Raw genomic sequence first — 23,416 nt, 5'->3', positions numbered from 1 at the left:
GCCCACGCGGGGCCTTCGGTGTTTTCCGCAAGTGACCGGCACGCAGCCGGCCCGGGGAGGAGACCGTCGTGGTCGGCGCCGGTCGGTACGCCCCCAGTCCCTCGGGTGATCTGCATCTGGGCAATCTGCGAACGGCCGTGCTGGCACAGCTGTTCGCCCGCAGCTCCGGGCACCGCTTCCTGCTGCGGGTCGAGGACCTCGACCGGGTGCGGCCGGGCGCACAGGAGCGGCAGTTGGCGGATCTGCGTGCGATCGGGATCGTCTGGGACGAGCTGGTCCGGCAGTCCGAGCGACGCCCGCTGTACGACGCCGCGCTGGCCGGGCTGATCGCCGATCGCCGGGTCTACGAGTGCTTCTGTACGCGGCGGGAGATCCAGGAAGCGGCCAGCGCGCCCCATGCCCCGCCCGGCGCCTACCCGGGGACGTGCCGGAACCTGACCGCGGCCGAGCGCGCCGAACGTACCGCTGCCCGGCCGGCGGCGTTGCGGCTGCGCAGCGAAGTGGCGGACCTGACCGTCACCGATCTGCTGACCGGCCCGTACACCGGTCAGGTGGACGATTTCGTTCTGCGCCGGACGGACGGCATCCCGGCCTACAACTTGGCGGTGGTCGTCGACGACGACGCCCAGGGCGTCGACCAGGTGGTGCGCGGCGACGACCTGCTGCCGTCCACCCCGAGGCAGGCGTACCTGGCCGGGCTGCTGGGACTGCCGGTGCCGCAGTACGTCCACGTCCCGCTGGTACTGGGTCCGTCGGGCGCCCGGCTGGCCAAGCGGGACGGCGCCGTCACCCTGGCCGAGCTGGCCTCCGACGGCGTCAGCGCGGACGATGTGCTGTCGCTGTTGGCCGTGTCGCTGGACCTCGCCGAACCCGGGGAACCGGTGTCGATGCCGGCCCTGGAGCGCCGCTTCGACCCGGCAGGCATCCCCCGTGCCCCGTGGACGTGGACAGGCTGACCCCAGCGGTCCGGGCTGGCGTGGATGTCCGAGCAGTGCCAGTCTCGGACGATGACGGACTCCCGCCCGGCGATCCGGGCCACCTCGATCACGATCATGGCTCCCGATCCACGCGCGCTCGCCGCCTTCTACGCAACGCTGCTGGGCGCCACCGTGCGTGACTCCGAGCCGGCCCGGCCAGGGGATCCGCCGGAGGCGGGGTGGGCCCAGCTGCAGGCGGGCGCCATGACCATCAACGTCGAGTGGGAACGTGCGTGGGCTCCTCCGGTGTGGCCGGCGACGTCCGGGACCCAGCACTCCACCCAGCATCTCGATCTGCACGTCGACGATCTCCCGGCCGCTTCTGCCTGGGCCATCGAGTGCGGCGCTCGGGAGGCCCCCGTGCAACCTCAGGACGACATCCGGGTGATGTTCGATCCGGCCGGCCACCCGTTCTGCCTGTTCACCTGATCCCGGACCGGATGTTCGCTGATCGGGTCGGTTCCGGAGATCGAGCGACGAGGGAGTCGAGATCCCCATTCCTGCTCAGGCAGCGAGAAACGTTGCCAGCGCTGCAGTATCGGGGTTCTGGAACGGATCGACACCCGACTTGGAGATCATCTGGGTCACCGTGCCGTGCACGTCCGCCTCCACCCAGGCGGCGCGGTGGTCGAGTCCGAGATGCGGCAGACCCGGCAGCAGCACGCAGCCGGATGCGGTCTCGTACTCGGGCACCGAGGAGATGGTGCTGTTCGGCGGATGGAGGATGACGATCGCCGAGGGATGCGGATGGGCGAATTGTCCTGGAACCACGGCGTTCTCACCGATCAGCGGACCAGCTGCGGCGATCAGTCCCACTGCCCCGGGGTGCGGGTCGTCGGGCAGGTCGTCCAGCACCGCGAACACCGTGCTCACCCTGAGCAGCCCGGGGACGGCGGCGATCCGGACGGACAGCACCAACAATTTCGCCCACTCGACGGGGTCCTTCGGCCACCGTCCCAACAACAGGAAACCTGCCAGTCCGCTGCCACTCTGCAACGGAGCCACTTCGACCGACGGTGTCGTCTCGTCCACGGCTCCTCCTCACGGGGTGTCACCTCATGGTGATCGGGAGGATGATCCGCAGGATCGTGCTGGCAGACAAGACCGTCCGAGTGCCAGTCGGACATCCGCGTCCTCCGGCAGTGGCACAATCTCCCGGTGACCAGACCCCAGAAGCCCGGACCTGCCGACGCACCACCGCAGCGGGCCGCCGTCTTCGCGCATACCGGCCCCGGGTACTACCCGGTCCTGGTGTCGGTCTTCTGCTGTCTGCTGCTGCTGTCCAACATCGCTGCCACCAAGGGGATCTCGTTCGGTTTCGTACTGTCGGACGGCGGTGTCTTCCTGTTCCCGCTGACCTACGTCATCGGTGACGTGCTCAGCGAGGTCTACGGTCTGCGTGCGACCAGGCGGGCCATCCTGATCGGCTTCGCGATGTCGCTGCTGGCGTCGTTGACGTTCTACGTCGTGAGCAAGGCCACCCCGGCACCCGGGTACGGCTCGCAGGCCGCGTTCGATGCGGTGCTCGGGGTCGTCCCGCGGATCGTGTTCGCCAGCGTCTGCGGCTACCTGATCGGTGAGTTCCTCAACTCCTACGTGATGGTGAAGCTGAAGCAGCGCGGAGGTGAGCGCAAGCTCTGGCTGCGTCTGGTGAGCTCGACCCTCGTCGGCGAGTTCTTCGACACGCTGATCTTCTGCTCGATCGCCGGCCCGGCCATCGGGATCGAGAAGTTCGGCGACCTGGTCAACTACACCGTGCTGGGCTTCGCCCTCAAGGTCGGCGTCGAGATCATCCTGCTGCCCATCACCTATCGGGTCATCGCGTTCATCAAGAAGCGCGAACCCAGCTACCAGGCTGCGATCGCAGCCCAGCTGCCTGCCGGGGATCTCGGCAGCCGCGATCAGGGAGTGGCGCGCGACCCCGCGTAGTAGTCGTCCAGGAAGCGGCCGGAGACCTCGGCGAACATGCCGTCCTCGATCGCCTGCCGCAGGTCGTCCACCAACCGGATGATGAACCGTTCGTTGTGAATCGTGCACAGCGTGGCGAACAGCCGCTCCCTGGCCTTGAACAGGTGGTGCAGGTACGCGCGCGTGTACTGGCCGCAGGTGTAGCAGTCGCAGCCCTCGTCGAGGGGTGAGAAGTCGCGCTTGAAGCGCGCCGCGGTGACGTTGTAGCGCCCGCCGCGGGAGTAGATCGCACCGTTGCGGGCGACCCGTGACGGCGATACACAGTCGAAGGTGTCGGCGCCGGCCGCGATCGCCACCACGATGTCGTCCGGCTCGGAAATGCCCAGCAGGTGACGGGGCTTGTCCGGTGGCAACTCCTGCGAGCACCAGCCCACGATCGTGCCCAGGTTCTCCTTCTCCAACGCCCCGCCGATGCCGTAGCCGTCGAACCCGCGGCCGTCAGGACCGTGCAACTCCAGCAGACCGCGCACGGCGGAGCGGCGCAGGTCCTCGTACTGGGCACCTTGGACGACCCCGAACAAGGCTTGCTGCGGCTTGCCCGCCCGCGCCAGGGTCTGCCGATGGTGCTCGTCGAGGCAGCGCTGGGCCCACCGGCGGGTCCGCTCGACCGACGCCTCCTGGTACTCGCGGGTGTTCATCAGCGTCGTCAGCTCGTCGAAGGCGAAGATGATGTCCGCCCCGAGCTGGTGCTGGATCTGCATCGACGCCTCGGGGGTGAAGCGATGCCTGCTCCCGTCGATGAACGAGGTGAACGTGACACCCTCCTCGTCGACGGCCGCCATCCTGGTCTTCCCCGGCGCGATCACCTCGTCGGATCGGACGCCCTCGGTGTTCATCGCCAGCACCTTCTTGAAACCGACGCCCAGGCTCATCACCTGGAACCCGCCGGAGTCGGTGAACGTCGGTCCCGGCCAGCCCATGAAACGGCCCAGACCACCTGCGGCATCGACGATGTCGGGCCCCGGCTGCAGATAGAGGTGATAGGCATTGGCGAGCACAGCCTGGGCGCCGGCCTCGTCGATCTGTTCCGGGGTGACAGCTTTGACGGTCGCCTTGGTACCCACTGCGATGAAGGCCGGCGTGCGGATCTCACCGTGCGGCGTCCTGATGACGCCGGTCCGGCCATGGGTGTCGGGGAGCCGGGTCCGAGGGCGGAAGTCGAAAGTCGTGGAAGCGGTGCCCGTCATCCGATCATCCAACCAGTCCGGGACTGGCAGGATCGTCCGATGAGCTCCGATCCAGCGGCCGGGCAGAGCGGCCCCGCGCCCGAGCGTCGGCGCTCGTCCGATCCCGGGGCCGGGTACGTCCGACGGGAGACGCAGGCGCAGCGACTCGACCGCAACTTTGCCGAGATGCTCCAGGAAGTACGGGTCGCGCAGGCCGGAGTGCAGATCCTGTTCGGATTCCTGCTCTCGCTGGCGTTCCAGGCGCGCTTCTCGTCCCTCGACACCTTCCAGCTCGACGTCTACCTGGTCACCCTGATCGCTGCCGCGCTCGCCGTCACTTTCCTCACCGGACCCGTTGCAGCGCACCGCCTTCTCTTCCGGAGAGGGCTCAAGGACTTCCTGGTCCACTACACCGCGAGGCTCACCACGATCGGCATCGGCTTCCTGGCGGTGAGCGTCGTCGGCGGGGTGCTGCTGGTGGTCGACGTGCTGCTCTCCCGCCCGGTCGCGATCAGCATCGGATCGGCCTTGGTGGCCATCGGGATCGTGGTCTGGCTGGTGATTCCGGCGACCATGCTCCGTCGCCGGCGGGATCCGCAGCTGTTCGAGGAGCTGGATCAGAGCTAGCGCACTGACGGGCCGCTGCCGGTTCGGTTCCGTCCGCGGCGGAGCGCCAGCAGCAGCAGGACAAGGCCGGCGAGCGCGATGATCGGCCCGAGAACCGTCCAGGTCGAGTTCCCACTCATCGCGGAGCCGCCGACCACCCCGGCTCCCTGCAGGGTGAACAGGATGCCGGCGGCGATCAGGATCACGCCGAGGACCATGCCGATGATGCGGTTCATGTCCGCGACAGTAGTCCAGCCCGGTCAGCGCTGCGCTGCCGTGAGTTGCGTCGCCGTCAGCCCCTCCGCGGCGCATCCTGGAGTGTCACGAACGGCGCGATCTGCGCCCGCAGACGACCATCCGGCATGCGCCGGACGAACGATGTGGCAACGCGGACCGAGGCAGTGCCGGGTTCGCTCGTGGAGACGGCTCTGCTGCCGGCCCGGTACGGGTCGGGCAAGGTCGCGCCGAGACCCCGGAGAACTGGGTTGCCATGTCGATGTGGTGCTGCGACCACAACCGGGCATCTAGCGCCGCTGGACCCGGTTCAGGTAGCGCTGGACGATGACCACGACGATCACGAACGCGCCGGTGACCACGGCCTGCGCGGCCTGGGGGAGATCGGTGCCGAGGTTGATGTAGCTGCTGACCACGCCGAGCAGCAGCACCCCGGCCGCGGTCCCGATCAACGAACCGGCGCCTCCGGTCAGTAGAGTGCCGCCGATCACCACCGCGGCAATCGCATTCAACTCGAAACCGCGCCCCAGGTCGGGCGTTCCGGACTGGCTGTAGGCCGCGGCCAGGATGCCGGCCACACCGGCCAGGCCGGCCGAGATCACGTACAACCTGATCTTGGTGCTCCGCACTTTCAAGCCCATCAGCGATGAGGCGTCCTCACTGCCACCAAGGGCATACGCGGTGAGCCCGAATGAGGTGCGCGACAACGTGACGTGGGCGAGTAGGTACAGGATGAGGGCAAGCACCACCGGATAACCGATGGTGAACACCGTGCCGGTGCCGAATTGGTAGAACGCCCCGGACTGGGGAGCCGAGTAGACGTCATTCCCGTTGTTGCTGACGAAGTAGACCAGTCCACGCACGCCGTACAGGCCGGCCAGCGTGACGATGAACGGCGGCAACCCGACTCGCGCGATCAGCACCCCCTGCACCAGTCCGATCAGCAGCGCCGCCCCGAGGGCCAGCGCGATGCCGGCGATGGCGTTGCCGCCCATTCCCTTCGACACATCGAGAACCTTGGTGCACAGGATCGCGGCCAGCGCGTACACCGACCCGAGCGACAGGTCGATGCCGCCGGTGACGATCACCATGGTCATGCCGATGGCAATGATCGCCGGGAAGGACACCGAGATCAGCACGTTGCGGATGTTGCCGATCGAGCCGAATCCGTCGACCGTGCTGGCCGCGAAGATGATCACGAGCACCAGCACGACGGTTGCTCCGACACCGTCCCGCTGCAGCAGGTGGGCAATCCTGGCCCCGGTGGTGGTGGGCCGCAGGGACGCCTCCACCCCGGCGCCCCTGACGTCGTCGAGGGACAGGCCCTTTCCGCTGTCGCTGTCGGTCACGACCGGGCTCGCTTTCGCTGGACAAGGACGGCGACGATGATGATCACTGCGGTGACCATCTGGGTGACCGCGTCGGTGAAATTGTGGAATGCCAACGTGCTGCGCAGTACTTGCATCACCAGGGCTCCGGCAATGGTGCCGAGGATCCGGACCCGGCCGCCCGACAACGCTGTCCCGCCGACCACCACCGCGGTGATCGCGAACAGCTCGTAGCCCAGACCGTTGGTGCTCGGGTCGTTGGTACTGGTGAACGTGGTGACCACCAGCCCGGCCCAGGCCGCGAGCAGCCCGCTCACGATGTAGACGGTCAACAGCGTCCGCCGCACCGGGATCCCGGACAGGTACGAGGCCCGCACGTTGTCCCCGATCACCACGATCCGGCGGCCGAAGACAGTGCGCCGCACGACGAACGCGATGATGATCACCGGCACCAGCGCATCCCAGAACGGGGCCTGGATCCCCAGCCACGACCCAGAGCCGAACTTCAGCAGCGTCGGGTCGGACACGCTCAACGTGCTGGCCTGCAACAGCACTGCGATCCCCCGGCCGGCAACCAGCAGGGCCAGCGTCGCGACGATCGGTTGCACCTCGAAGAACGCGACAAGCGTCCCGGCGATGGCGCCGACCAGCATCCCGGCGAGCAGCACCCCGACGATGATCACCGGGACCGAGAACCCGGCGTCAATTCCCTGACCGATGACCGAGGCCGAGATGGCCATGGTGGCCCCGACCGACAGGTCGATGCCCTCGGTGCCGATCACCAGGGCCATGCCGAGAGCGACGATCAGGATGGGGGCGACCAGCACCAGCTGCAGCTTGAGATTGCTCGCGGTGAACCAGAAGTTGGTGAAGAACGCGTTGTAGCCGACCAGTACGGCCAGCGCGACGTACACCCCGTTGTCCTGCAGGAAGGAGGCGACCTTGGAGCGGTCGACGGAGCGGGCCGGCCGGCTCGGTGCCTCCGGCACGGTGGGGGTCGGGGTCTCAGACATCGGTTACGTCCCCGGCGATCGCCTGCACCAGTTCGGACTCGGTGAGCCGGTCACCGCTCAGTTCTGAGACGATGCTGCCATCCCGCAGCACCAGGATGCGGTGCGAGCCGTCCACCAGTTCCTCTGTTTCCGACGAGATCAGCAGTACCCCGAGCCCCTGCTCGGCCAGCTCGTCGATCAGCCGACGGACCTCGGCCTTGGCGCCTACATCGATGCCTCGGGTGGGCTCGTCGAGCATCAGCACCTTGGGTTCGAGACAGAGCCAGCGGGCCAGCAGCACCTTCTGCTGATTGCCGCCGGACAATGTGCCCACCTTCTGACCCGGGCCGTAGGCCTTGATGTTCAGCCGGGTCATGAAGGTGTCGACCAGCTTTCTGGCCGCCCGGTCGGAGAACAGCCCCCAGGTGGAGAGCCGGGGCAGCGCAGCCAGCACGATGTTGTCCCGGATCGACAGGTTGGGCAGGATGCCCTCGGCCTTGCGGTCTTCGGGCAACAGCACTGCGCCGGCCCGGATCGAGCGGGCGGGCGAACCGCCGCGGATCGTGACACCGTCGACGGTGATCGAGCCCGAGTCCAGGATCTGGGCCCCCAGAACGGCTTTCGCTGTCTCGCTGCGACCTGCCCCGAGCAGACCGCCGAGACCGACCACCTCACCCGGCCGAATGGTGACCGAGACGTCGTGCAGCACACCACGTCGGTTCAGGCGTTCGGCCTGCAACGCCGGCGTGTCACCCTCGGCCTGATCGGCCGGCGCCGTGACCGACGACCTGGCGTGCTGTTCGAGCAGTTCACGACCGAGCATGGTGGCCACCAGCTGTCGTCGCGGCAGCTCGGCGATCGGGCCGGTGTGCACCAGCCGGCCGTCCCGCAACACGGTCACCTGGTCGCAGATCCGGTACAGCTCGTCCAGCCGGTGACTGACGTAGACGACGGCCACCCCGCTCGCCTTCAACCGCTCGATCAGCCCGAACAACGTCTCGACCTCGCGGCTCTCCAGCGATGACGTCGGCTCATCCATGATCACCACGTTGGCGTCGAGTGACATGGCCCGGGCGATGCAGATCATCTGCTGGGCCCCGAGGGCCAGGGTGGCAACCGGGACGGTCGGGTCGGCGTCGATTGCGAAGTCGTCGAGCAGTGCCTTGGCGTCGTGGTTCATCTTCTTGTAGTCGACCAGGTGCAGCCGGGTCCGCGGCTCACGGCCCAGGTACAGGTTCCTCGCCCCCGACTGCAGCGGCACCAGGTTCACCTCTTGGTAGATGGTGCTGATGCCCGCCGCCTGGGCCGCCTTGGGATCGGTGAAGGAGACCTGGTTGCCGCGGTGCAGCAGCTGACCGGCGTCCAACTGGTAGACGCCGGTCAGCAGCTTGATGAGGGTGGACTTGCCGGCGCCGTTCTCGCCGACCAGGGCGTGCACCTCACCACCGCGAAGGGTGATCGACACGTCCTGCAGCGCCTTGACCCCCGGAAAGGTCTTGCTGACCCCGCGAGCCTCGAGGATCGGGGGAGCCTGCGACCCTGGGGCGGCAGGACCGGCTGACGCCGGACCATCGGTGACCGTCATGCTGCGCTTCCACTCATTCAGGGGGATGGCAGCCGCCGGTCCGCGCCCGGAACTGCGGGTCGCGGACCGGCGGCATGTTCGCGAACGGGATCAGAATGCCTCGTCAGCCTTGGCCTTCGCCGCATCCGCATCCAGGTAGTCGCCGTCCTCGATGATGATCTTGTCCGGAACCGGCGTGCCTGTCTCGAAGTCCGTGAGCGCCTTGAAGGCCAGCGGCCCGAAGCGCGGGTTGGACTGGATGACCGCGGTGTACTCACCCGTCGCGATCTTGCTCACGGCGTCCTTGATGCCGTCGATCGAGACGATCTTGATGTCCTTGCCCGGGGCCTTGCCGGCTGCCTTGATGGCGTTGTAAGCGCCGACCCCCATCTCGTCGTTCTCGGCGTAGATCCCGGTGATGCTCGGGTCGGCCTGCAGCAGCTGCGAGGCGGTCGCCTGGCCCTTGGCCCGGTCGAAGTCACCGGTCTGCTGCTTGGAGATGGTGACACCCGGGTACTTGGCGGCCATCTCGTCGACGAAACCGCTGGTGCGGTCGGTGGTCACACCGTTGCCCGATGAACCGAGCAGGATGACGACGTTGCCCTTGCCCTCCAGCGCCGCGCCCATTGCGTCCGCCGCCCGATTGCCCTGCTTGACGAAGTCGGAACCGATGAAGGTCAGGTAGTCCTTGCAGGCGGTTTGCGAGACCAGCCGGTCGACGGTGACGACCGGGACCTTGGCGGCGGCCGCGGCGTCCCAGGCAGGCTGCAGGCCGTCGCTGTTCAGCGGCGCGACGATGAGCACCTGCGCACCCTTGGTGATCAGGTCCTTGATGTCTGCAATCTGCTTCTGCGGGTCCTTGTTCGCGTTGGCGTACAGCAGTTCTGCGCCCTGCTTGGCTGCCTCGTCCTTCATCGACTGGGTCTCGGCGGCGCGGAAGGAGGCGTTGTCGGGCTCGGACTGCGAGAAGCCGACCTTGACGCCCTTGAAGCTGGCGATCGCCGGGTAGCCCAGCTTGGCCGCGGTGCAACCGTCGCCGGACGCGGCCGACGAGCCGGTGCCGGCGGACCCCGTACCGGAGGTCATGCCGTCGGACGACATGGCCGACGTCGAGGAGTCGGACGACATGGCCGACGTCGAGGCGTCGGACGACATGGCCGACGACATACCGTCGGACGACATGGCCGGCGTCGAGGCGTCGGCCGACGTGGCTGGTCCCGAGGTGGGTGCCGTGGTCGAGCCGGAAGCCGCCGGGGTGGTGCTGCTGCCACACCCCGCGAGGGCGAGACCGAGAGTGACGGCGACAGCGATCGTCCGGCCGGTGCGAATGAGCCGAGGGGACATTTTCTCACATCCTTGTGATGAGGGCGCAGATCCTGATGATCACACGCAAAGTGGCCGGAGAGCGGCGCAATCCCGCGGCCGACAATGGATCCGAGGGGGCGGCGGCCGTCACGAAGGCTCCCAGTCCAACCCGGAACTGTCAAGATCGATCATTTGGTGGTTGGTAACGATCAGACAACCGCCGACCCCGGTCGGGACGTTGGACCGGACGGCCGACCCGATACCCGCCGGGTCGACCGTCCGCCGTCGTCCTACTGGGTGGCCCCGGGACCCGCCTCGTGCAGGGCCGCGACCTCGGCCGCGGTCAACTCCCGATCGAACACCCTGGCGTCGTCGACCGACCCGTTCAGGTAGTCGACCGGGTTGCCGCCGAACTGACCCCGACCCACCTGCAGGTTGCCGGTTCCGAGGTCACCGCCGCCCAAGATGCCGACCGAACCGGCCAGCACCCCGTCCACGTAGATCGAGAGCCGGGAACGGGTGACATCCCGGACGCCGACCAGGTGGTACCACTGCCCGGCCACGGGCATCCCGACGGTGGTGGCCAACGCCCGGATACTGGCAAAGCTGAACGCCCACCGTTTGTCGGCTCCGGAGTACTGGAGGAAGAACGCGCTGGTGGCCGCGCCGTCCTCGCTCATGACGGTCTGGAACGCTCCGCCGAAACTGGACGCCTTGGCCCAGGCCGACACCGTGTAGTTGGTGTTGGTGGTCGGGATCAGGGTGCCCGAGGACTCTGCGGACTGGTCGACCCCGTTGAGCACCAGGGCGTTCCCAGCCAGGCCGGGTCCGAACTTTGCACCGTTCCGCAGGGTCAGATCGTGCCCGCCCACGCCGTCGGCCGCAGTGGTTCCAGTGGTCTCGTCGAACGACCAGCGATCGACGCCACCCAGCCCCGGGGTGCCCGGCGGCGCCGGCGGGGTCGGCTTGGACCCGGCATTGATCACCGCGAGATTTGACGCCCGCACCCTGGCCTCGTCGACTTTCTCGACCTCGCGGTCGTAGGTGAAGAAGCCGTTCTGCTCACCTTCGACGTCGGTGATCTGGGTGTACACCGAGCCCGAAAGTCCGTAGGGCGCACCCTGATCGCGCAGCACGGCATTGTTGGCCTCATAGCCGGCGTTCAATGCCGCGGCATCCGGGACCGAACCGTATGGGTTGATGGGCGCGCCGGGCCAGGTGTGGCCGGGCACGGTCAGCGTCAGGCCGCCGTGCTCACCGTCGATGGAGGCTCGCGTCGCATCAGGGGCGGGCAGTGCCGGCCCCTGGTACTGGTGCCAGTCGATGATGTCGCCGGTGCCGGGGTCACCCGGGGTGTCGCAGCAGTTGAAGCCGCTGCGGTCGTTGACCAGTCGCGACGGATCCTGAGCCTTGATCTGGGCCCCGACCTCCGAGGCCGCGGCCACGCTCCACTGGCCCCAGCCCTCGTTGAACGGGATCCACCCGATGATCGACGTGACATTGGCCAGTTGTCCGACCATCTGGGCGGTCTCGGCCCGGAAGTTGGCCTTGTCGCCGGCGGTCAGCGAGCCGTTCCGACCTGTCGGGAGCGCCGGCGAGTCCTGCCACACCATGATTCCGAGCTTGTCGGCCCAGTAGTACCACCTGGCCGGCTCGACCTTGATGTGCTTGCGGATGGTGTTGAACCCCAGGTCCTTGGTTTTCTGGATGTCGAACTTCAGCGCGGCGTCGGTCGGCGCGGTGTAGATCCCATCCGGCCAGTAGCCCTGGTCGAGGGTGGACAGCAGGAAGGTGGCCTTGCCGTTGAGGGTGATCCGCTGCTTGCCGTTGACCAGTTGCACTGCAACCGATCTCAGTCCGGCGTAGCTTTCGATGACGTCAGTGCCGTGGCCGGTCAGCCGCACCTTGAAGGTGTAGAGAAAAGGGTCGGCCGGGCTCCACAGGCGCGGCTTGGGCACGGTGACCCGCATGGTGCCACCGGCTGCTCCGCTCACCGCTGCGACCTTCTTGGTGCCGGCGTACACGTCGACGGCGAGCCGCGCGTTGGTCGGATCACCGTTGAGGGTGGCCTTGAAAGTGAACGACGAACTGGCCGCGTCCGGCGTCGCGGTGAACGAGGCAATGCTGGTTGCCGCTACCGGCTCGAGCCAGACCGATTGCCAGATACCGGATGCCGCGGTGTAGAAGATCCCGTCGGGGTCGAGGCGTTGCTTGCCGACCGGGATGGTGGCGCTGTCCACGGGTGAGTGGACGGCGACCAGGATCTCCTGCGGCCCCTTGACCCGCAGCGCCGCCGTCACGTCGACGCTGAACGAATCGTACCCACCCAGATGACGGGCGACCTGGATACCGTTGACGTACACAGCGGCGTCGTAGTTGACCGCTCCGAAATTGAGCCGCAGGTGCTGCCCACCGCTCAGGAAGTTCTTGGGAACGGTGACTGTGCGGCGGTAGAACATGTAGTCGGAATGCTTCTGCACACCGGACAACACCGACTCAGCCGGGTAGGGCACCAGGATCTGACCGTCCAGGTCGGCGCCGAACACCGGAGGGGTGAAGCCATCGGTAGGCGCGTACTGCCAGAGTCCGTTCAGGCTCAGCCACTTCGGCGCCGCGACCGACGGCCGGGCCAGCTGCGGGCGCGGGTAGTCGGGCAGGGCATTCGTCGGCGAGACCTGCGACGTCCAACGGGTGGGCAACGGAGCGGTCAGTCCGCTCCAGGTCGACGCCGAGGCAGTCGGACCGGATGCGGTCCGGGTCGCGGTCGGCCCACCGGGGGCGACCGAGGCTGGGCCGGCGATCGCCGGGGTGGCCATCAGGCCGACGGTGCAGGCGACGGCGATCATTCCGCTCCGCCATCTCTTGGATGCAACTCTCATCGTGACCAACTTCCTTGTAGGTCGGGCAGGAAACGACGAGCCAGGTCGACGCCCCACGGCTGACGCAGTGAACAGCGATCTGCCCACTCCAGTCAAGATCTCGCAACAACTATCGCCTGAATGCCGCAAACGATCAGATTCGATCACAGCATGTGACGACAGGCGGCCGGGCTCGGCACTTGGTGCGGTCCGGAAGCTGTCCGTTCGTCGGCGGACGCGACGATGCGGACGGGTGCTTGCTCTCGTGGGGCACCGGCTCACCCGGGACGCTGCGCCGGGCAGTGCCGGTGCCGCAGCGGGAACTCCGAGAATCAGGCGCGATCTTTGGCCGAGGTGCGGCGGGGCGGGGCCACGTGGACTGTGACGCCCACCGCGCCCACCGCCTCGAGCAGGACCCGGTCCGCGGCGCCGTCGGTGACCAGGTGCGAGATCCGGGAGGTCGGCACCGTCTGGAACATGGTGTCGATACCCAGTTTCGTGTGGTCGGCCAGCACCACCACCTCTTGAGCAGCGGCGGCGATCGTCTTGTCCACCCCGGCCACGTGCATGTTCGGCGTCGACAGGCCGCGCTCAGCGGTCAACCCGTTGCCGGACAAAAATGCCCTGCGCACCCGCAGTTGCGCGAACGCGGTCTCGGCGGACCCACCGACCAGGGCGTACGTCGTCCCACGCAGCGATCCACCGGTCATCACCACCTCGACCGCGGTCCAGGCGAGCACCTGGGCAACCAGCAGCGAGTTGGTGACGACGGTGAGATCCTTCATCCGGACGAGCCCACGGGCGAATTCCTCGGTGGTGGTGCCGGCGCCGATCACGATGGCGTCACCCTCTTCGACCAGAGTGGATGCCAGTACAGCGATGTCGGCCTTCTCGGCCGCGGCGACCCTGGTCTTCTGGCGGTAGCTCTGCTCATGCGAGAGCCCGCCCGGCAACGCTGCGCCGCCGCGGCGGCGATCCACAAGACCGTCGCGCTCCAGCGCCTGGATGTCGCGCCGGATCGTCACTTCCGAGCTCTGGACCGCCTCGGACAGGTCCCGCAACGAGACCGCGCCGCGGGCATGCAGCAACTCAAGGATGGCCTGGCGTCGCTGGGCTGCGAACATTGTCGAGCGTCCTCTCGCGGATTCGCACCGCTCCCCGATCTGCGGACTCATCGATCGATCATTCCGATCATCCTGGACATCGATCTGATCGGCTCGCGGTGCGTGCGCGGGCCCAAGCTATCAGAACCGGACAAGGCGCCATGGACAGCTCACGGCCGAGATCGGTCGGCGGGTCGGTGATGAAAGGCTGGCAGCACACCCGTCCGACTGTCGTCGGCGGCCGACCGGACCAGGACGGGAGCTGACGAAAGTGACCGGTGCCCGGCGATCCGCAGCGCGCGGCATCCTGCCCGGCCTGATGCTGGTCGCGGTCGCCACCGGCATCGCCTGGCTCGCACACCTCGCACTGCCCCAGGTCAGCCCGCTCACGTTCGGCCTGCTGCTGGGCATCGTGCTGGGCAACACGGGTCTGGCCCGTGACAGCTTCCGGCCGGGTCTGCAGGTGGCTGCCAGAAGACTGCTCCGCCTCGGGATCGTCGTCCTCGGTCTGCGGTTGTCCCTCCCCCAGGTGGCCGACCTCGGTCTGCCCATGCTGATCGTCGTGGTCGCAACGGTCGTCATCGCGTTCGGCGGAACCCTGGTGCTGGCCAGGGCGTTCGGGCTGTCCCGCGATGCCGGGCTGTTGCTCGCCACCGGCTTCTCCATCTGCGGTGCCTCGGCCGTCGCGGCGATGAACGGCGTCACCCGCAGCAAGGAATCCGACGTCGTCACCGCGATCAGCCTGGTGACGCTCTTCGGCAGCGCCGCCATCCTGATGTTGCCGGCGCTGCAGGTGCCGCTCGGCCTGGACGACCACCACTTCGGCCTGTGGACCGGCGCCAGCGTCCACGACGTCGCGCAGACCGTTGCCGCCGCCTCCGTGGCCGGACCGGTGGCGCTCTCGGCGGCGATCGTGGTCAAGCTGACCAGGGTCGTCCTGCTGGCGCCGATGGTTGCCATCGCCGCGGTCGTGGAACGTCGCCGGTCCACGAGCGGTGACGGTGCGACCGATTCCGCCCGGGTCGCCCGTCCCGCCCTGCTCCCGCTGTTCGTCGCGGGGTTCCTGCTGGCGGTCCTCGTGCGCAGCAGCGGCCTGCTGCCGCCCTCGGTGCTCGGCGTCGCGCAAACCGTCGAGACCACCCTGCTGACGGCGGCGATGGTCGGCCTGGGAACCTCGGTCCGGCTGCGCACGTTGATCCGGACGGCTGGGCGCTCGGCCCTGGTCGGTTTGCTCTCGTGGATCCTGATCGCCGGTGTCGCGCTGATCGGTGTCCATCTGGCCGGGTGACCGGCCGCACGGCCACCTCGAGAGCGCGGTTCCACCGAGAGCACGGTTACATCGAGATCTGCGGCGGGTACCGGACGCACGCAGCAACCATCGACCGCAAGGATCAAGAGGAGCACACGTGGGCATCGTCAGGAACCTCACGGGGGGAGCACTGTCCTCCGCGGGCAAGAAGCTCGTCCCCCGGCATGCCGCAGGCTTCGTCCGCGGCACACTCGACCGGTCGATCGACGGAGTCGGCAGCCTGCTCGGCGCGGCTCGACAGGCGGACAAGACCCTCGCGTCCAACGACGGGGACGTCGAGGCCGCCGTCCGCGACCTGATCGAGGTACACACGAAGTACGCGGGTGTGCAGGGGTTCGTCACCAACATCGGCGGTCTGGTGACGGCGGCGGCCACCATCCCGGCGAACATCGCCGGCCTGGCCCTCGTGCAGTGCCACCTGGTGGCCGGGATCGCCCATCTGCGGGGTTACGACCTGGACGACCCGCGGGTCCGCGACGCGGTGCTGGTCTGCATGCTCGGCAGATCCACCATCGACGGTCTGATCAAGGACGGCACCCTACCGGGCACTCCTCGGCACATCGCGACGATGACCAGGGAGGGCACCGGGGGCGATCCGACGACCGACGACAAGGTGGCTCGGCTGATCACCGCCGAGATCATCGCCGGGGTCGGCGGGAAGCGGATGGCCACCTTCGTCGGGAAGCGGATCCCGTTCGTGGGCGGGGCGATCGGTGGCGCCAGCGACGGCTGGTCGACCTGGCAGCTGGGCCGCTATGCGGCCAAGGAACTCATCGCCATCGCTCCGCCGGGAGCTGTCACCATCGACTCTCCCCCGTCTCCCCGGGTCTGAGTCGTCACGCTCCGGTAGGAAGTGGACGAGCAGCGTCGTCCGCATGCGGTTGACAGAGACATCAGTTGTCTGACAACCTCACCTCGCTGCGGCGATCCACGTCGCTCCGACTCCGGGAGGCCGGTGCTCGTGCGGACGATCGACTGGTCCCAAGGTGACGACGCACCAGGCGTCATCCGGATGATCGATCAGACGCGACTACCCTCCGAGACGGTGCTGCTCGACATCGGCACCGTCGACGACCTGATCGGCGCCATCCAGCGACTCTCCGTCCGCGGCGCGCCAGCCCTCGGGGTTGCGGGGGCGCTGGGCGTGGTGATCGCAGCGCAGCAGTTCGAGACCGAGAAGGCCATCGCCGCTGCCGCCGACATCCGCTCCAGCCGTCCGACGGCCGTCAACCTGTCGGTGGGGGTCGACCGCGCGCTAGCCGCCTTCCGCACCGGCGGACTGCAGGCGGCCCTGACGGCAGCGCTGCAGTTGCGCGACGAGGACATCGCGGCCTGTCTCGCGATGGCCGAGCGTGGCGCCGACCTGGTCCGCTCGCTCGTCGGCGGGCGACCCCGTCCCATGACGATGATGACCATCTGCAACACCGGTGGGCTGGCCGCCGTGGAGCACGGAACGGCCCTGGGAGTGATCGAGCGGCTGCACCTCGACGGCGACCTGGCCTCAGCCATCGCCTGCGAGACCCGGCCTCTGCTGCAGGGCGCCCGGCTGACCACCTGGGAGCTGGACAGGATGGGTGCACCGCATGAATTGATCATCGATTCGGCTGCCGCGATGATCCTGGCAGGCGGCGGCGTGGATGCCGTGCTCGTCGGTGCAGACCGGATCGCCGCCAACGGCGACACGGCCAACAAGATCGGAACCTTCTCCCTCGCGGTGGCCGCCCGGTATGCGGGCGTACCGTTCATCGTCGTGGCACCCGAGACCACCGTCGATCCGGCGACAGCTTCGGGTGCCGACATCGAGATCGAGGATCGCGGACCGGACGAGGTCGGCGGATTCGGGGGTGTTCGCACGGCACCCCCGGGAACGCACGCCCGCAACCCAGCCTTCGACGTCACCCCCGCAGCACTGATCACCGCCATCGTCACCGACCGCCGGACCATCCGACCGGAGCTCGGGGAACGCCCGGAAACCCCGCTGGACCAGGACCGATCCCGGTGATCCGCACCAACGCTCGCACCCCCATCCCGCAGTCCTTCAAGGAGGAACGGACCATGCGCATGAGCTTCCGTCGTACCCGCACCACCGCATTCGTCGCGATCGCTGCCGCCACTGCCCTGCTCACCGCCGCCTGCTCGCAGGACAGCGGCACCGGCGCGAGCACTCCGGCGACGACGGCGCCCGTCACCTCGCAGGCCTCGTCCCCGGCGACTTCGAGCGACGCCATGTCCACCGACTCTTCGAGCACGGATTCCTCGTCTTCCGAGACGCCGTCCGACACCTCCTCCACCGAGTCCGCTCCCTCCAGTTCGGGCAGCTCCAGTTCGGGCAGCTCCAGTTCGGGCAGCTCCAGTTCGGGCAGCTCCAGCGCACCGTCGTCGTCCTCCGGCTCGACCGGCGACGCCTCCTTCACCTTGCCGGCCGAGAAGCCGGCTGGTGCGAAGGACAAGCTCAAGGTCGCGCTGGTCCGGCAGTCCGGGATCGGCGACTACTTCGAGCAGTGGGGCTCCGGCGCCCAGGCGCAGCTCAAGGCGGCCGGCGCGACCGTCGACGTCTACGACGCACGCAACGACAACGCCAAGCAGGCCACCGACTTCGACTCGGCGATCGCCTCGAAGCCCGACGTGATCATCGTCGACCACGGCCTCAAGGACACCATCGATCCCAAGGTGGATGCGGCCATCACGGCCGGTATCCCGGTTGTCGTGTACGACGTCGCGATCAGCAACGAGAAGGCGCTGTACCTGTCGCAGGACGACGCCTCGATCGCCAGCAAGATCCTGGGTTACCTCAAGGAGCAGAACCCGGACGGCGGCAAGATCGCCTATGTCAATGTCTCGGGGATCGCCCCGCTCGATTCGCGCGACGCCGTCTACAAGCAGTTCCTCAAGGACAACCCGACCTTCACCCAGTCCACCTTCTTCGGCAAGTACTCCGAGTCGGTCGCGTCCGATACCGCGTCCGAAGGTGTTGCGGCCCTGCAGTCGGCCCCGGACACCACGATCGCTTTCGCGGCGTACGACGAGCTGGCCAAGGGCACGCTCATCGCGCTGCGCCAGGTCGGTATGACCAAGGTGAGCGTCTACGGCGTCGACATCTCCACCGCTGACATCGGGCTCATGACGGAGGCCGGCAGCCTGTGGAAGGCCACGGCCGCCACCGATCCGGCCAACGTCGGCGCCATCGTCGCCCGTGCCGCCGTCGCCGCCGGTGACGGGGTCGACCTCCCGAGCAAGATGGTCATCCCGGCAGCCCTGATCACCCAGGACCTGCTGAAGGAGAAGAACGTCACCGACATGGCGGGGCTGCGCAAGGCGCTGCCCGACCTGAACACCCCCGAGTACCTCGGGGCGAGCTGGATCCCGGAGATCACTCCGGGCCAGTGATGAGACGCGCGGCGGTGGTGCCGAACTCCCCCCCGACCCGGTGCCGCCGCCGCGCCCCATCACCCCTTCATCGCCAGTTCCTCCCCTGTTCCTTTCCCCCTCCCGTCCACGCTTGCTCCAGCAAGGCCGGACGCAGATGCTGAGGGCACCATGATCAGCAACGCCACCGGGGTCGCCCCCACCACCGCGGGCGATCCACCCGTTCTGCAGGTCGACGGGATCTCCAAGAGCTTCGGCGACAATCTGGTGCTGCGCGGCGTCGGTCTGCAGATCCGACGCGGTGAGATCTACGGCCTGATGGGCGCCAACGGTGCCGGCAAATCCACCCTGATCAAGATCCTCTGCGGCGCGGAGCAACCCGACGGCGGGACCATCGCGGTCAACGGCTCCCCCACCACGTTCGCCGACCCGCTCGCTGCGGTGCGCCGCGGGGTCGGCACCGTGCACCAGAACCCGAACGACGGCGTCATCCTCGACATGACCGTCGCGGAGAACCTGGCCCTCGACCGGCTCAACTCCGGCTCCTCCTCCCCATGGTTCTCCCGGCGGCGCACCGAGCGCGACGCGCGGGACGTGGCGGCCACCCTCGGCCTGCAGCTGTCCCGGTCGGCGATGCGGGCACCCGTCCGGGAGCTGGGGGTCTCCGAGCGCCAACTGTTGGTGCTGGCGCGGGCACTGTCCCGGCAACCGGAGATCCTGATCCTGGACGAGCCGACCTCGGCGTTGTCGACCGAGGAAACGGGGCGCCTGTTCGAGCTGCTGCGCCAACTCGTGCAGGACGGCGCCACCCTGCTCTACGTCAGCCACAAGCTCTCCGAGTTCGATGCCCTGTGCGATCGGGTCGGGGTACTGCGGGACGGCGCCATGCAGGGCGAGTTCCTCCGCGGACAGTCCGGCCCCGCGACCGACCTCGACAGCAGTCTGTTGACCAAGCGGCCGGCCGTGCAGAACCAGGGATTCGACTGGGGTCAGGTGCTGCAGGCGCTGTTCGACCGCACTCCGGCCGAGATGGCCCGCACCGAGAACGTCGGCAGCGAGTCGGTCCTGCAACTCAGCGGCATGCAGGTGTTCCCGGGCTCACCGCCGCTGGACCTGGAGCTCCGCAGCGGTGAGGTGACCGTGCTGCTGGGGCTGCTCGGCAGCGGGAAGTCCGAGCTGCTGGAGGCCGTGTTCGGTGCGCGACCCTCCCACGGGGGCTCGGCCACCCTGGACGGGGCGCCCTTCGCTCCCGGGCACCCGACCGAGGCCATCGACGCCGGGGTCTACCTGGTGCCCGAGTCGCGACACGAGCAGGCGATCGTCCCCGGTTGGTCGATCGAGCGTCAGCTCTCATTGCCCTTCACCCGCACGTTCTCCCGCGGAACACTGATGAACACCCGCGCGGAGCGCACCGCAGCCCGCCGGAGCATCAGCACTCTCGGCGTCGTCACCACGTCCAGCTCCGCCCCGATCGAGACGCTCTCCGGCGGCAACCAGCAGAAGGTCGTCGTCGGCCGCTGGTTGCTCGGCCGACCGAAGGTGCTGTTGCTCGACGAGCCCTTCCGCGGCGTCGACATCAACGCCAGGCACGACATCGGCACCACCATCACGGCCCTCACCGAGACCGCTGCAGTGCTGGTCGCCACCTCCGATCTGGACGAGGCCCTGGAGGTCGCCGATCGCATCGTGGTGCTCCGTCAGGGGATGATCGTCGCCGACGTCCGGCTGTCGGCCGCACACCGCAGCGAGCTCATCGCGGCCATGTCCCCGGTCAGCTCGACACTGTTGGCCGACGACCAGCAGGTCGGTGTCGAGGCGGTCGGGGCGCTGACCCACGACCCGCTGGACGACCTGCTCGAGCATCCCGCCGCACCGCACACCAGCCCGGCTCCCCTTCCCCAGCGCAGCACCACCGAGCACAGCAACGAGGAGTCGTCATGACCACCGGAGCAAGCCTCACCCCGGTCGGCCGAGCCCGGTCGGGTCCGAGCCCGCTGGACTTCTTCGTGCGCTACGGCGTGCTGGTGATCTTCCTGCTGGTGCTCATCGTCTTCTCCCTCTCCATCGACAACTTCGTCTCGATGAACACCCTCACTTCTGTCCTGCAGGCACAGACGGTGGCCGGGATCGCGGCGCTGGGCATGACATTGACGGCGATCGTCGGCGACCTGGACCTGTCGGTCGGCGGCATCGTCGGTCTCTCGGTGACGGTCGCCGCGTTGGTGATGATCAAGTACGCCCTGACCGGTGGCACGGCAATCATCGTCTGCCTGCTGACCGGCCTGGTCGCCGGTTCGATCAACGCAGTGCTGATCGTGTTCCTGAACATCCCCCCGCTGCTGGCGACCCTCGGCATGATGTTCACCGCACAGGGCCTGAAGCGCTGGCTGGTGGACGGTCAGACCCTGGTCTCCGGGCTCACCCTGCCAGGTCAGGACGCGCCCCTCAAGGGCAAGTTCACCGCAGGCTTCGCCGCCATCGACGGCAACCGGTTGTGGGGTCTGCCCTACTCGGTCTACGTCTTCATCGCATTGGCCGTGATCATGTGGATCTTCCTGGAGGCCACCAGGTTCGGTCGGTTGTTCTATGCGGTCGGTGGCAACCCGGAGGCAGCCAGGCTGGCCGGCACCAGGATCAACCGCTACCGTTTCGCCGCGTACGCGATCTCCGGGCTGCTGGCGGCCGTGGCCGGCATCATCCTCGCGTCCCGACTCCGCCAGGGCGATGTCACGGCGGGTGACTCGACGCTGCTCGACGCGGTCGCGATGACGCTGGTCGGGTACGCCGTGCTGGGCGCGAAGAAGCCCAACGCATTCGGCACGGTGATCGGCGCGCTGTTCATCGGCGTGGTGCTGTACGGCCTGACCCGGCTGCAGATGAGCTACTACACCCAGGATCTGATCAAGGGCCTGGTGCTGATCTTCGCGCTGCTGATCTCATTCTCGCTGCGCCGCAGGCGACGTCGGGCACCGGCAGTGGTCGCACCGGGAGGCGGCGCACCGGAAGCCGTTGCACCGCCGGTCGTTGCATCCCCGGTTGTTGCACAGTCCCCGAACGGCACCGAGACGGACGGCCACGCATGAGTGGCGCCGGTGCCCCGGTGGCCGCCGTGTCCGGCCGGACGCTGACCGTGGCCTCCATCCCCGAGTACCTGGCCGCTCGACCGGAGCTGGCGGCGCAGATCGAAGTGGCCGGGCTGCAGGTCGCCGAGGTCGGTGACGGGAACCTCAACCAGGTCTTCATCTGTCGGGGCCGCGATGGTCGGAACCTCGTCCTCAAGCAGGCGTTGCCCTATGTGCGACTGATCGGTCCGAGCTGGCCGATGACCGAGGAGCGTGCAGCGCGCGAGGCGCACGCCATCCGCATCCATGCCGCCCTGTCGGACCGGGTCTGTTCGGTCACGTACTACGACCCGGACTGGTTCGTGTTGGCCCTGGAGGACCTGACCGATCACACCGTGCTCCGCGCACATCTCAACGAGGGCAACGACATCGGCTCCGGTGACAATGGGGTTGCCGCCGTCCTCGGCCGTCACGTCGCCGACGTCTGTTACGGCACGTCCTTCCTGGCGATGGACCCGGAGCCGTTCCGGCTGGCGGCTGCTGCCGCGGTCAACAGCGAGCTGTGCGAGCTCACCGAGGACGTGATCTTCACCGAGCCGTTCCTGGGCGCCGACCGCAACTCGGTGGGTGATCCCCGGGTCCAGGAGCTGGTCGACGAACTGCAGGCCGACCCCGCGTGGGTCGGCGCGGCGATGCGCGCCAAGCGGCGGTTCCTGACGGTCCAGGAGGCCCTGCTGCACGGGGATCTGCACAGTGGCAGCGTCTTCGTCCGTCGGGCTGCCGACGCGGGCGGGGATCCGCAGTGGTCGGTGAAGACGTTCGATCCCGAGTTCTCCTTCTACGGTCCGATCGGCTTCGATCTCGGTCTGCTGCAGGCGAATCTGCTGATCGCCGCTGTCCGCGCCCAGGTGCGGGGCGACACAGCTCGGGCTGCAGCGTTGCTGACGGACGTCGGGACTGCCTGGTCGGCGTTCGCCGACCGGTTCCACGCTCTGTTCGCCGATCGCGCGCGGCCGTCGAAGTTCTCCGACGACTTCGTGGACGGCTGGTTGGCCGACATCCACGCCGACACCCAGGCGTTCGCCGGCTGCGAGATGTCCCGCCGGGTGATCGGACTCGCGAAGGTCACCGACCTCGAGTCGCTGCCGACCCAGCAGTACGTGGTCGCCGCCACGGCGGTCCTGCGGCTGACCCGCTCGCTGCTGGTCGACGGGGGCCTCCCGGATGATGCGCTGTCCTTCTCGGAGTGACCGCGGCTCAGCGGCGGCGAACTCCGCCGCGGGGCAGGTCGTCGCCCACCTGTTCGCAGCGGTACCGCGGCTTGATCTCGGCCGTGACGAACGCGCCGATACGGTCCGAGCCGACCAGCGCTGCCGCGACCGAGGCGGGGACGGCGTAGTAGCGGTAGAGCTCGCCGCTGACGAACTCCAGCTCCAGCACGTTCGTGGCGGCGTCATGACCGATCGAGGCGATCATCCGTGATTGCACCGGTTGTCGTTGCATCGCTCCACCGTATTCATCAGCCGCCGTATTCATCACCCGCCGTGTCCATCACCCGCCGTGTTCATCACCCGCCGT

At 68.2% G+C, this 23,416-nt stretch carries 21 protein-coding genes; 11 read left to right on the top strand and 10 right to left on the bottom strand.

Features of this window, described 5'->3' with window-relative positions:
- Window positions 1–68 precede the first annotated feature (68 nt).
- Both gluQRS and ABLG96_RS04080 read left to right on the top strand, forming a co-directional pair.
- The gene (gluQRS, locus tag ABLG96_RS04085) at window positions 69–956 is read left to right on the top strand and encodes a tRNA glutamyl-Q(34) synthetase GluQRS (RefSeq protein ID WP_353650142.1); all 888 of its coding nucleotides are present in this window, start codon (window positions 69–71) and stop codon (window positions 954–956) included.
- Between the two features lie 51 nt (window positions 957–1,007).
- Complete coding sequence (locus ABLG96_RS04080) at window positions 1,008–1,406, top strand: VOC family protein (RefSeq protein WP_353650141.1); 399 nt, start codon at window positions 1,008–1,010, stop codon at window positions 1,404–1,406.
- Window positions 1,407–1,481: 75 nt separating this feature from the next.
- On the opposite strand, the gene ABLG96_RS04075 is transcribed toward ABLG96_RS04080, so the two are convergent.
- Window positions 1,482–2,009, bottom strand: a complete 528-nt coding sequence (locus tag ABLG96_RS04075) for a peptidase (RefSeq protein ID WP_353650140.1) — start codon at window positions 2,007–2,009, stop codon at window positions 1,482–1,484.
- 126 nt (window positions 2,010–2,135) lie between these two features.
- Between ABLG96_RS04075 and ABLG96_RS04070 the strand changes: the two genes are divergently transcribed.
- The gene (locus ABLG96_RS04070; RefSeq protein WP_353650139.1) at window positions 2,136–2,906 is read left to right on the top strand and encodes a queuosine precursor transporter; all 771 of its coding nucleotides are present in this window, start codon (window positions 2,136–2,138) and stop codon (window positions 2,904–2,906) included.
- Here ABLG96_RS04070 and tgt read toward each other — a convergent pair.
- Entirely contained in the window at window positions 2,879–4,132 is a 1,254-nt protein-coding gene (gene tgt, locus ABLG96_RS04065) for a tRNA guanosine(34) transglycosylase Tgt (protein ID WP_353650138.1), read from the bottom strand. The genes ABLG96_RS04070 and tgt overlap by 28 nt on opposite strands.
- A 39-nt stretch (window positions 4,133–4,171) precedes the next feature.
- Here tgt and ABLG96_RS04060 point away from each other — a divergent pair, with 39 nt between their 5' ends.
- On the top strand, window positions 4,172–4,738 hold the full coding sequence (locus ABLG96_RS04060) for a DUF6328 family protein (RefSeq protein ID WP_353650137.1): 567 nt from the start codon (window positions 4,172–4,174) through the stop codon (window positions 4,736–4,738).
- Here ABLG96_RS04060 and ABLG96_RS04055 read toward each other — a convergent pair.
- The 7 genes from ABLG96_RS04055 to ABLG96_RS04025 form a co-directional block, all read right to left on the bottom strand.
- Complete coding sequence (locus ABLG96_RS04055) at window positions 4,735–4,953, bottom strand: hypothetical protein (protein WP_353650136.1); 219 nt, start codon at window positions 4,951–4,953, stop codon at window positions 4,735–4,737. The genes ABLG96_RS04060 and ABLG96_RS04055 overlap by 4 nt on opposite strands.
- A 288-nt stretch (window positions 4,954–5,241) precedes the next feature.
- Complete coding sequence (locus ABLG96_RS04050; protein WP_353650135.1) at window positions 5,242–6,300, bottom strand: ABC transporter permease; 1,059 nt, start codon at window positions 6,298–6,300, stop codon at window positions 5,242–5,244.
- Window positions 6,297–7,292, bottom strand: coding sequence for an ABC transporter permease (locus ABLG96_RS04045; protein WP_353650134.1), 996 nt, complete (start codon window positions 7,290–7,292; stop codon window positions 6,297–6,299). Before ABLG96_RS04045 ends, ABLG96_RS04050 begins: the two co-directional genes overlap by 4 nt.
- Window positions 7,285–8,856 (bottom strand): sugar ABC transporter ATP-binding protein, encoded by a 1,572-nt coding sequence (locus ABLG96_RS04040; RefSeq protein ID WP_353650133.1) that lies wholly within the window; start codon window positions 8,854–8,856, stop codon window positions 7,285–7,287. The genes ABLG96_RS04045 and ABLG96_RS04040 overlap by 8 nt, the downstream gene beginning before the upstream one ends.
- A 90-nt stretch (window positions 8,857–8,946) precedes the next feature.
- Window positions 8,947–10,179: an ABC transporter substrate-binding protein gene (locus ABLG96_RS04035; protein WP_353650132.1), complete on the bottom strand. Its 1,233-nt coding sequence runs from the start codon at window positions 10,177–10,179 to the stop codon at window positions 8,947–8,949.
- Window positions 10,180–10,430: 251 nt separating this feature from the next.
- Window positions 10,431–12,986, bottom strand: coding sequence for a LamG-like jellyroll fold domain-containing protein (locus ABLG96_RS04030; RefSeq protein WP_353650131.1), 2,556 nt, complete (start codon window positions 12,984–12,986; stop codon window positions 10,431–10,433).
- A 344-nt stretch (window positions 12,987–13,330) separates the two neighbouring features.
- The gene (locus ABLG96_RS04025; RefSeq protein WP_353650130.1) at window positions 13,331–14,173 is read right to left on the bottom strand and encodes a DeoR/GlpR family DNA-binding transcription regulator; all 843 of its coding nucleotides are present in this window, start codon (window positions 14,171–14,173) and stop codon (window positions 13,331–13,333) included.
- Window positions 14,174–14,372: 199 nt separating this feature from the next.
- On the opposite strand from ABLG96_RS04025, the gene ABLG96_RS04020 reads away from it, so the two are divergent.
- The 7 genes from ABLG96_RS04020 to mtnK all read left to right on the top strand — a co-directional run bounded on the left by ABLG96_RS04020 (window position 14,373) and on the right by mtnK (window position 23,088).
- Window positions 14,373–15,389: a putative sulfate exporter family transporter gene (locus ABLG96_RS04020; protein ID WP_353650129.1), complete on the top strand. Its 1,017-nt coding sequence runs from the start codon at window positions 14,373–14,375 to the stop codon at window positions 15,387–15,389.
- A 118-nt stretch (window positions 15,390–15,507) separates the two neighbouring features.
- On the top strand, window positions 15,508–16,242 hold the full coding sequence (locus ABLG96_RS04015; protein ID WP_353650128.1) for an EcsC family protein: 735 nt from the start codon (window positions 15,508–15,510) through the stop codon (window positions 16,240–16,242).
- A gap of 138 nt (window positions 16,243–16,380) precedes the next feature.
- Window positions 16,381–17,412, top strand: coding sequence for an S-methyl-5-thioribose-1-phosphate isomerase (gene mtnA, locus ABLG96_RS04010; RefSeq protein WP_353651371.1), 1,032 nt, complete (start codon window positions 16,381–16,383; stop codon window positions 17,410–17,412).
- Complete coding sequence (locus tag ABLG96_RS04005) at window positions 17,409–18,797, top strand: substrate-binding domain-containing protein (protein ID WP_353650127.1); 1,389 nt, start codon at window positions 17,409–17,411, stop codon at window positions 18,795–18,797. Before mtnA ends, ABLG96_RS04005 begins: the two co-directional genes overlap by 4 nt.
- A 150-nt stretch (window positions 18,798–18,947) precedes the next feature.
- Window positions 18,948–20,717 (top strand): sugar ABC transporter ATP-binding protein, encoded by a 1,770-nt coding sequence (locus ABLG96_RS04000; RefSeq protein WP_353650126.1) that lies wholly within the window; start codon window positions 18,948–18,950, stop codon window positions 20,715–20,717.
- Window positions 20,714–21,859 (top strand): ABC transporter permease, encoded by a 1,146-nt coding sequence (locus ABLG96_RS03995; RefSeq protein WP_353650125.1) that lies wholly within the window; start codon window positions 20,714–20,716, stop codon window positions 21,857–21,859. Before ABLG96_RS04000 ends, ABLG96_RS03995 begins: the two co-directional genes overlap by 4 nt.
- Window positions 21,856–23,088: an S-methyl-5-thioribose kinase gene (gene mtnK, locus ABLG96_RS03990; protein ID WP_353650124.1), complete on the top strand. Its 1,233-nt coding sequence runs from the start codon at window positions 21,856–21,858 to the stop codon at window positions 23,086–23,088. The genes ABLG96_RS03995 and mtnK overlap by 4 nt, the downstream gene beginning before the upstream one ends.
- A 7-nt stretch (window positions 23,089–23,095) precedes the next feature.
- Here the strand turns inward: mtnK and ABLG96_RS03985 are convergent, their stop codons facing one another.
- On the bottom strand, window positions 23,096–23,341 hold the full coding sequence (locus ABLG96_RS03985) for a KTSC domain-containing protein (RefSeq protein WP_353650123.1): 246 nt from the start codon (window positions 23,339–23,341) through the stop codon (window positions 23,096–23,098).
- Window positions 23,342–23,416: the final 75 nt, after the last annotated feature.

The sequence above is a fragment of the Nakamurella sp. A5-74 genome (assembly GCF_040438885.1).
Lineage (GTDB): Bacteria > Actinomycetota > Actinomycetes > Mycobacteriales > Nakamurellaceae > Nakamurella.
Note: the sequence above shows the minus strand (reverse complement) of the source record. Positions and strands in the feature narration are given on the sequence as shown.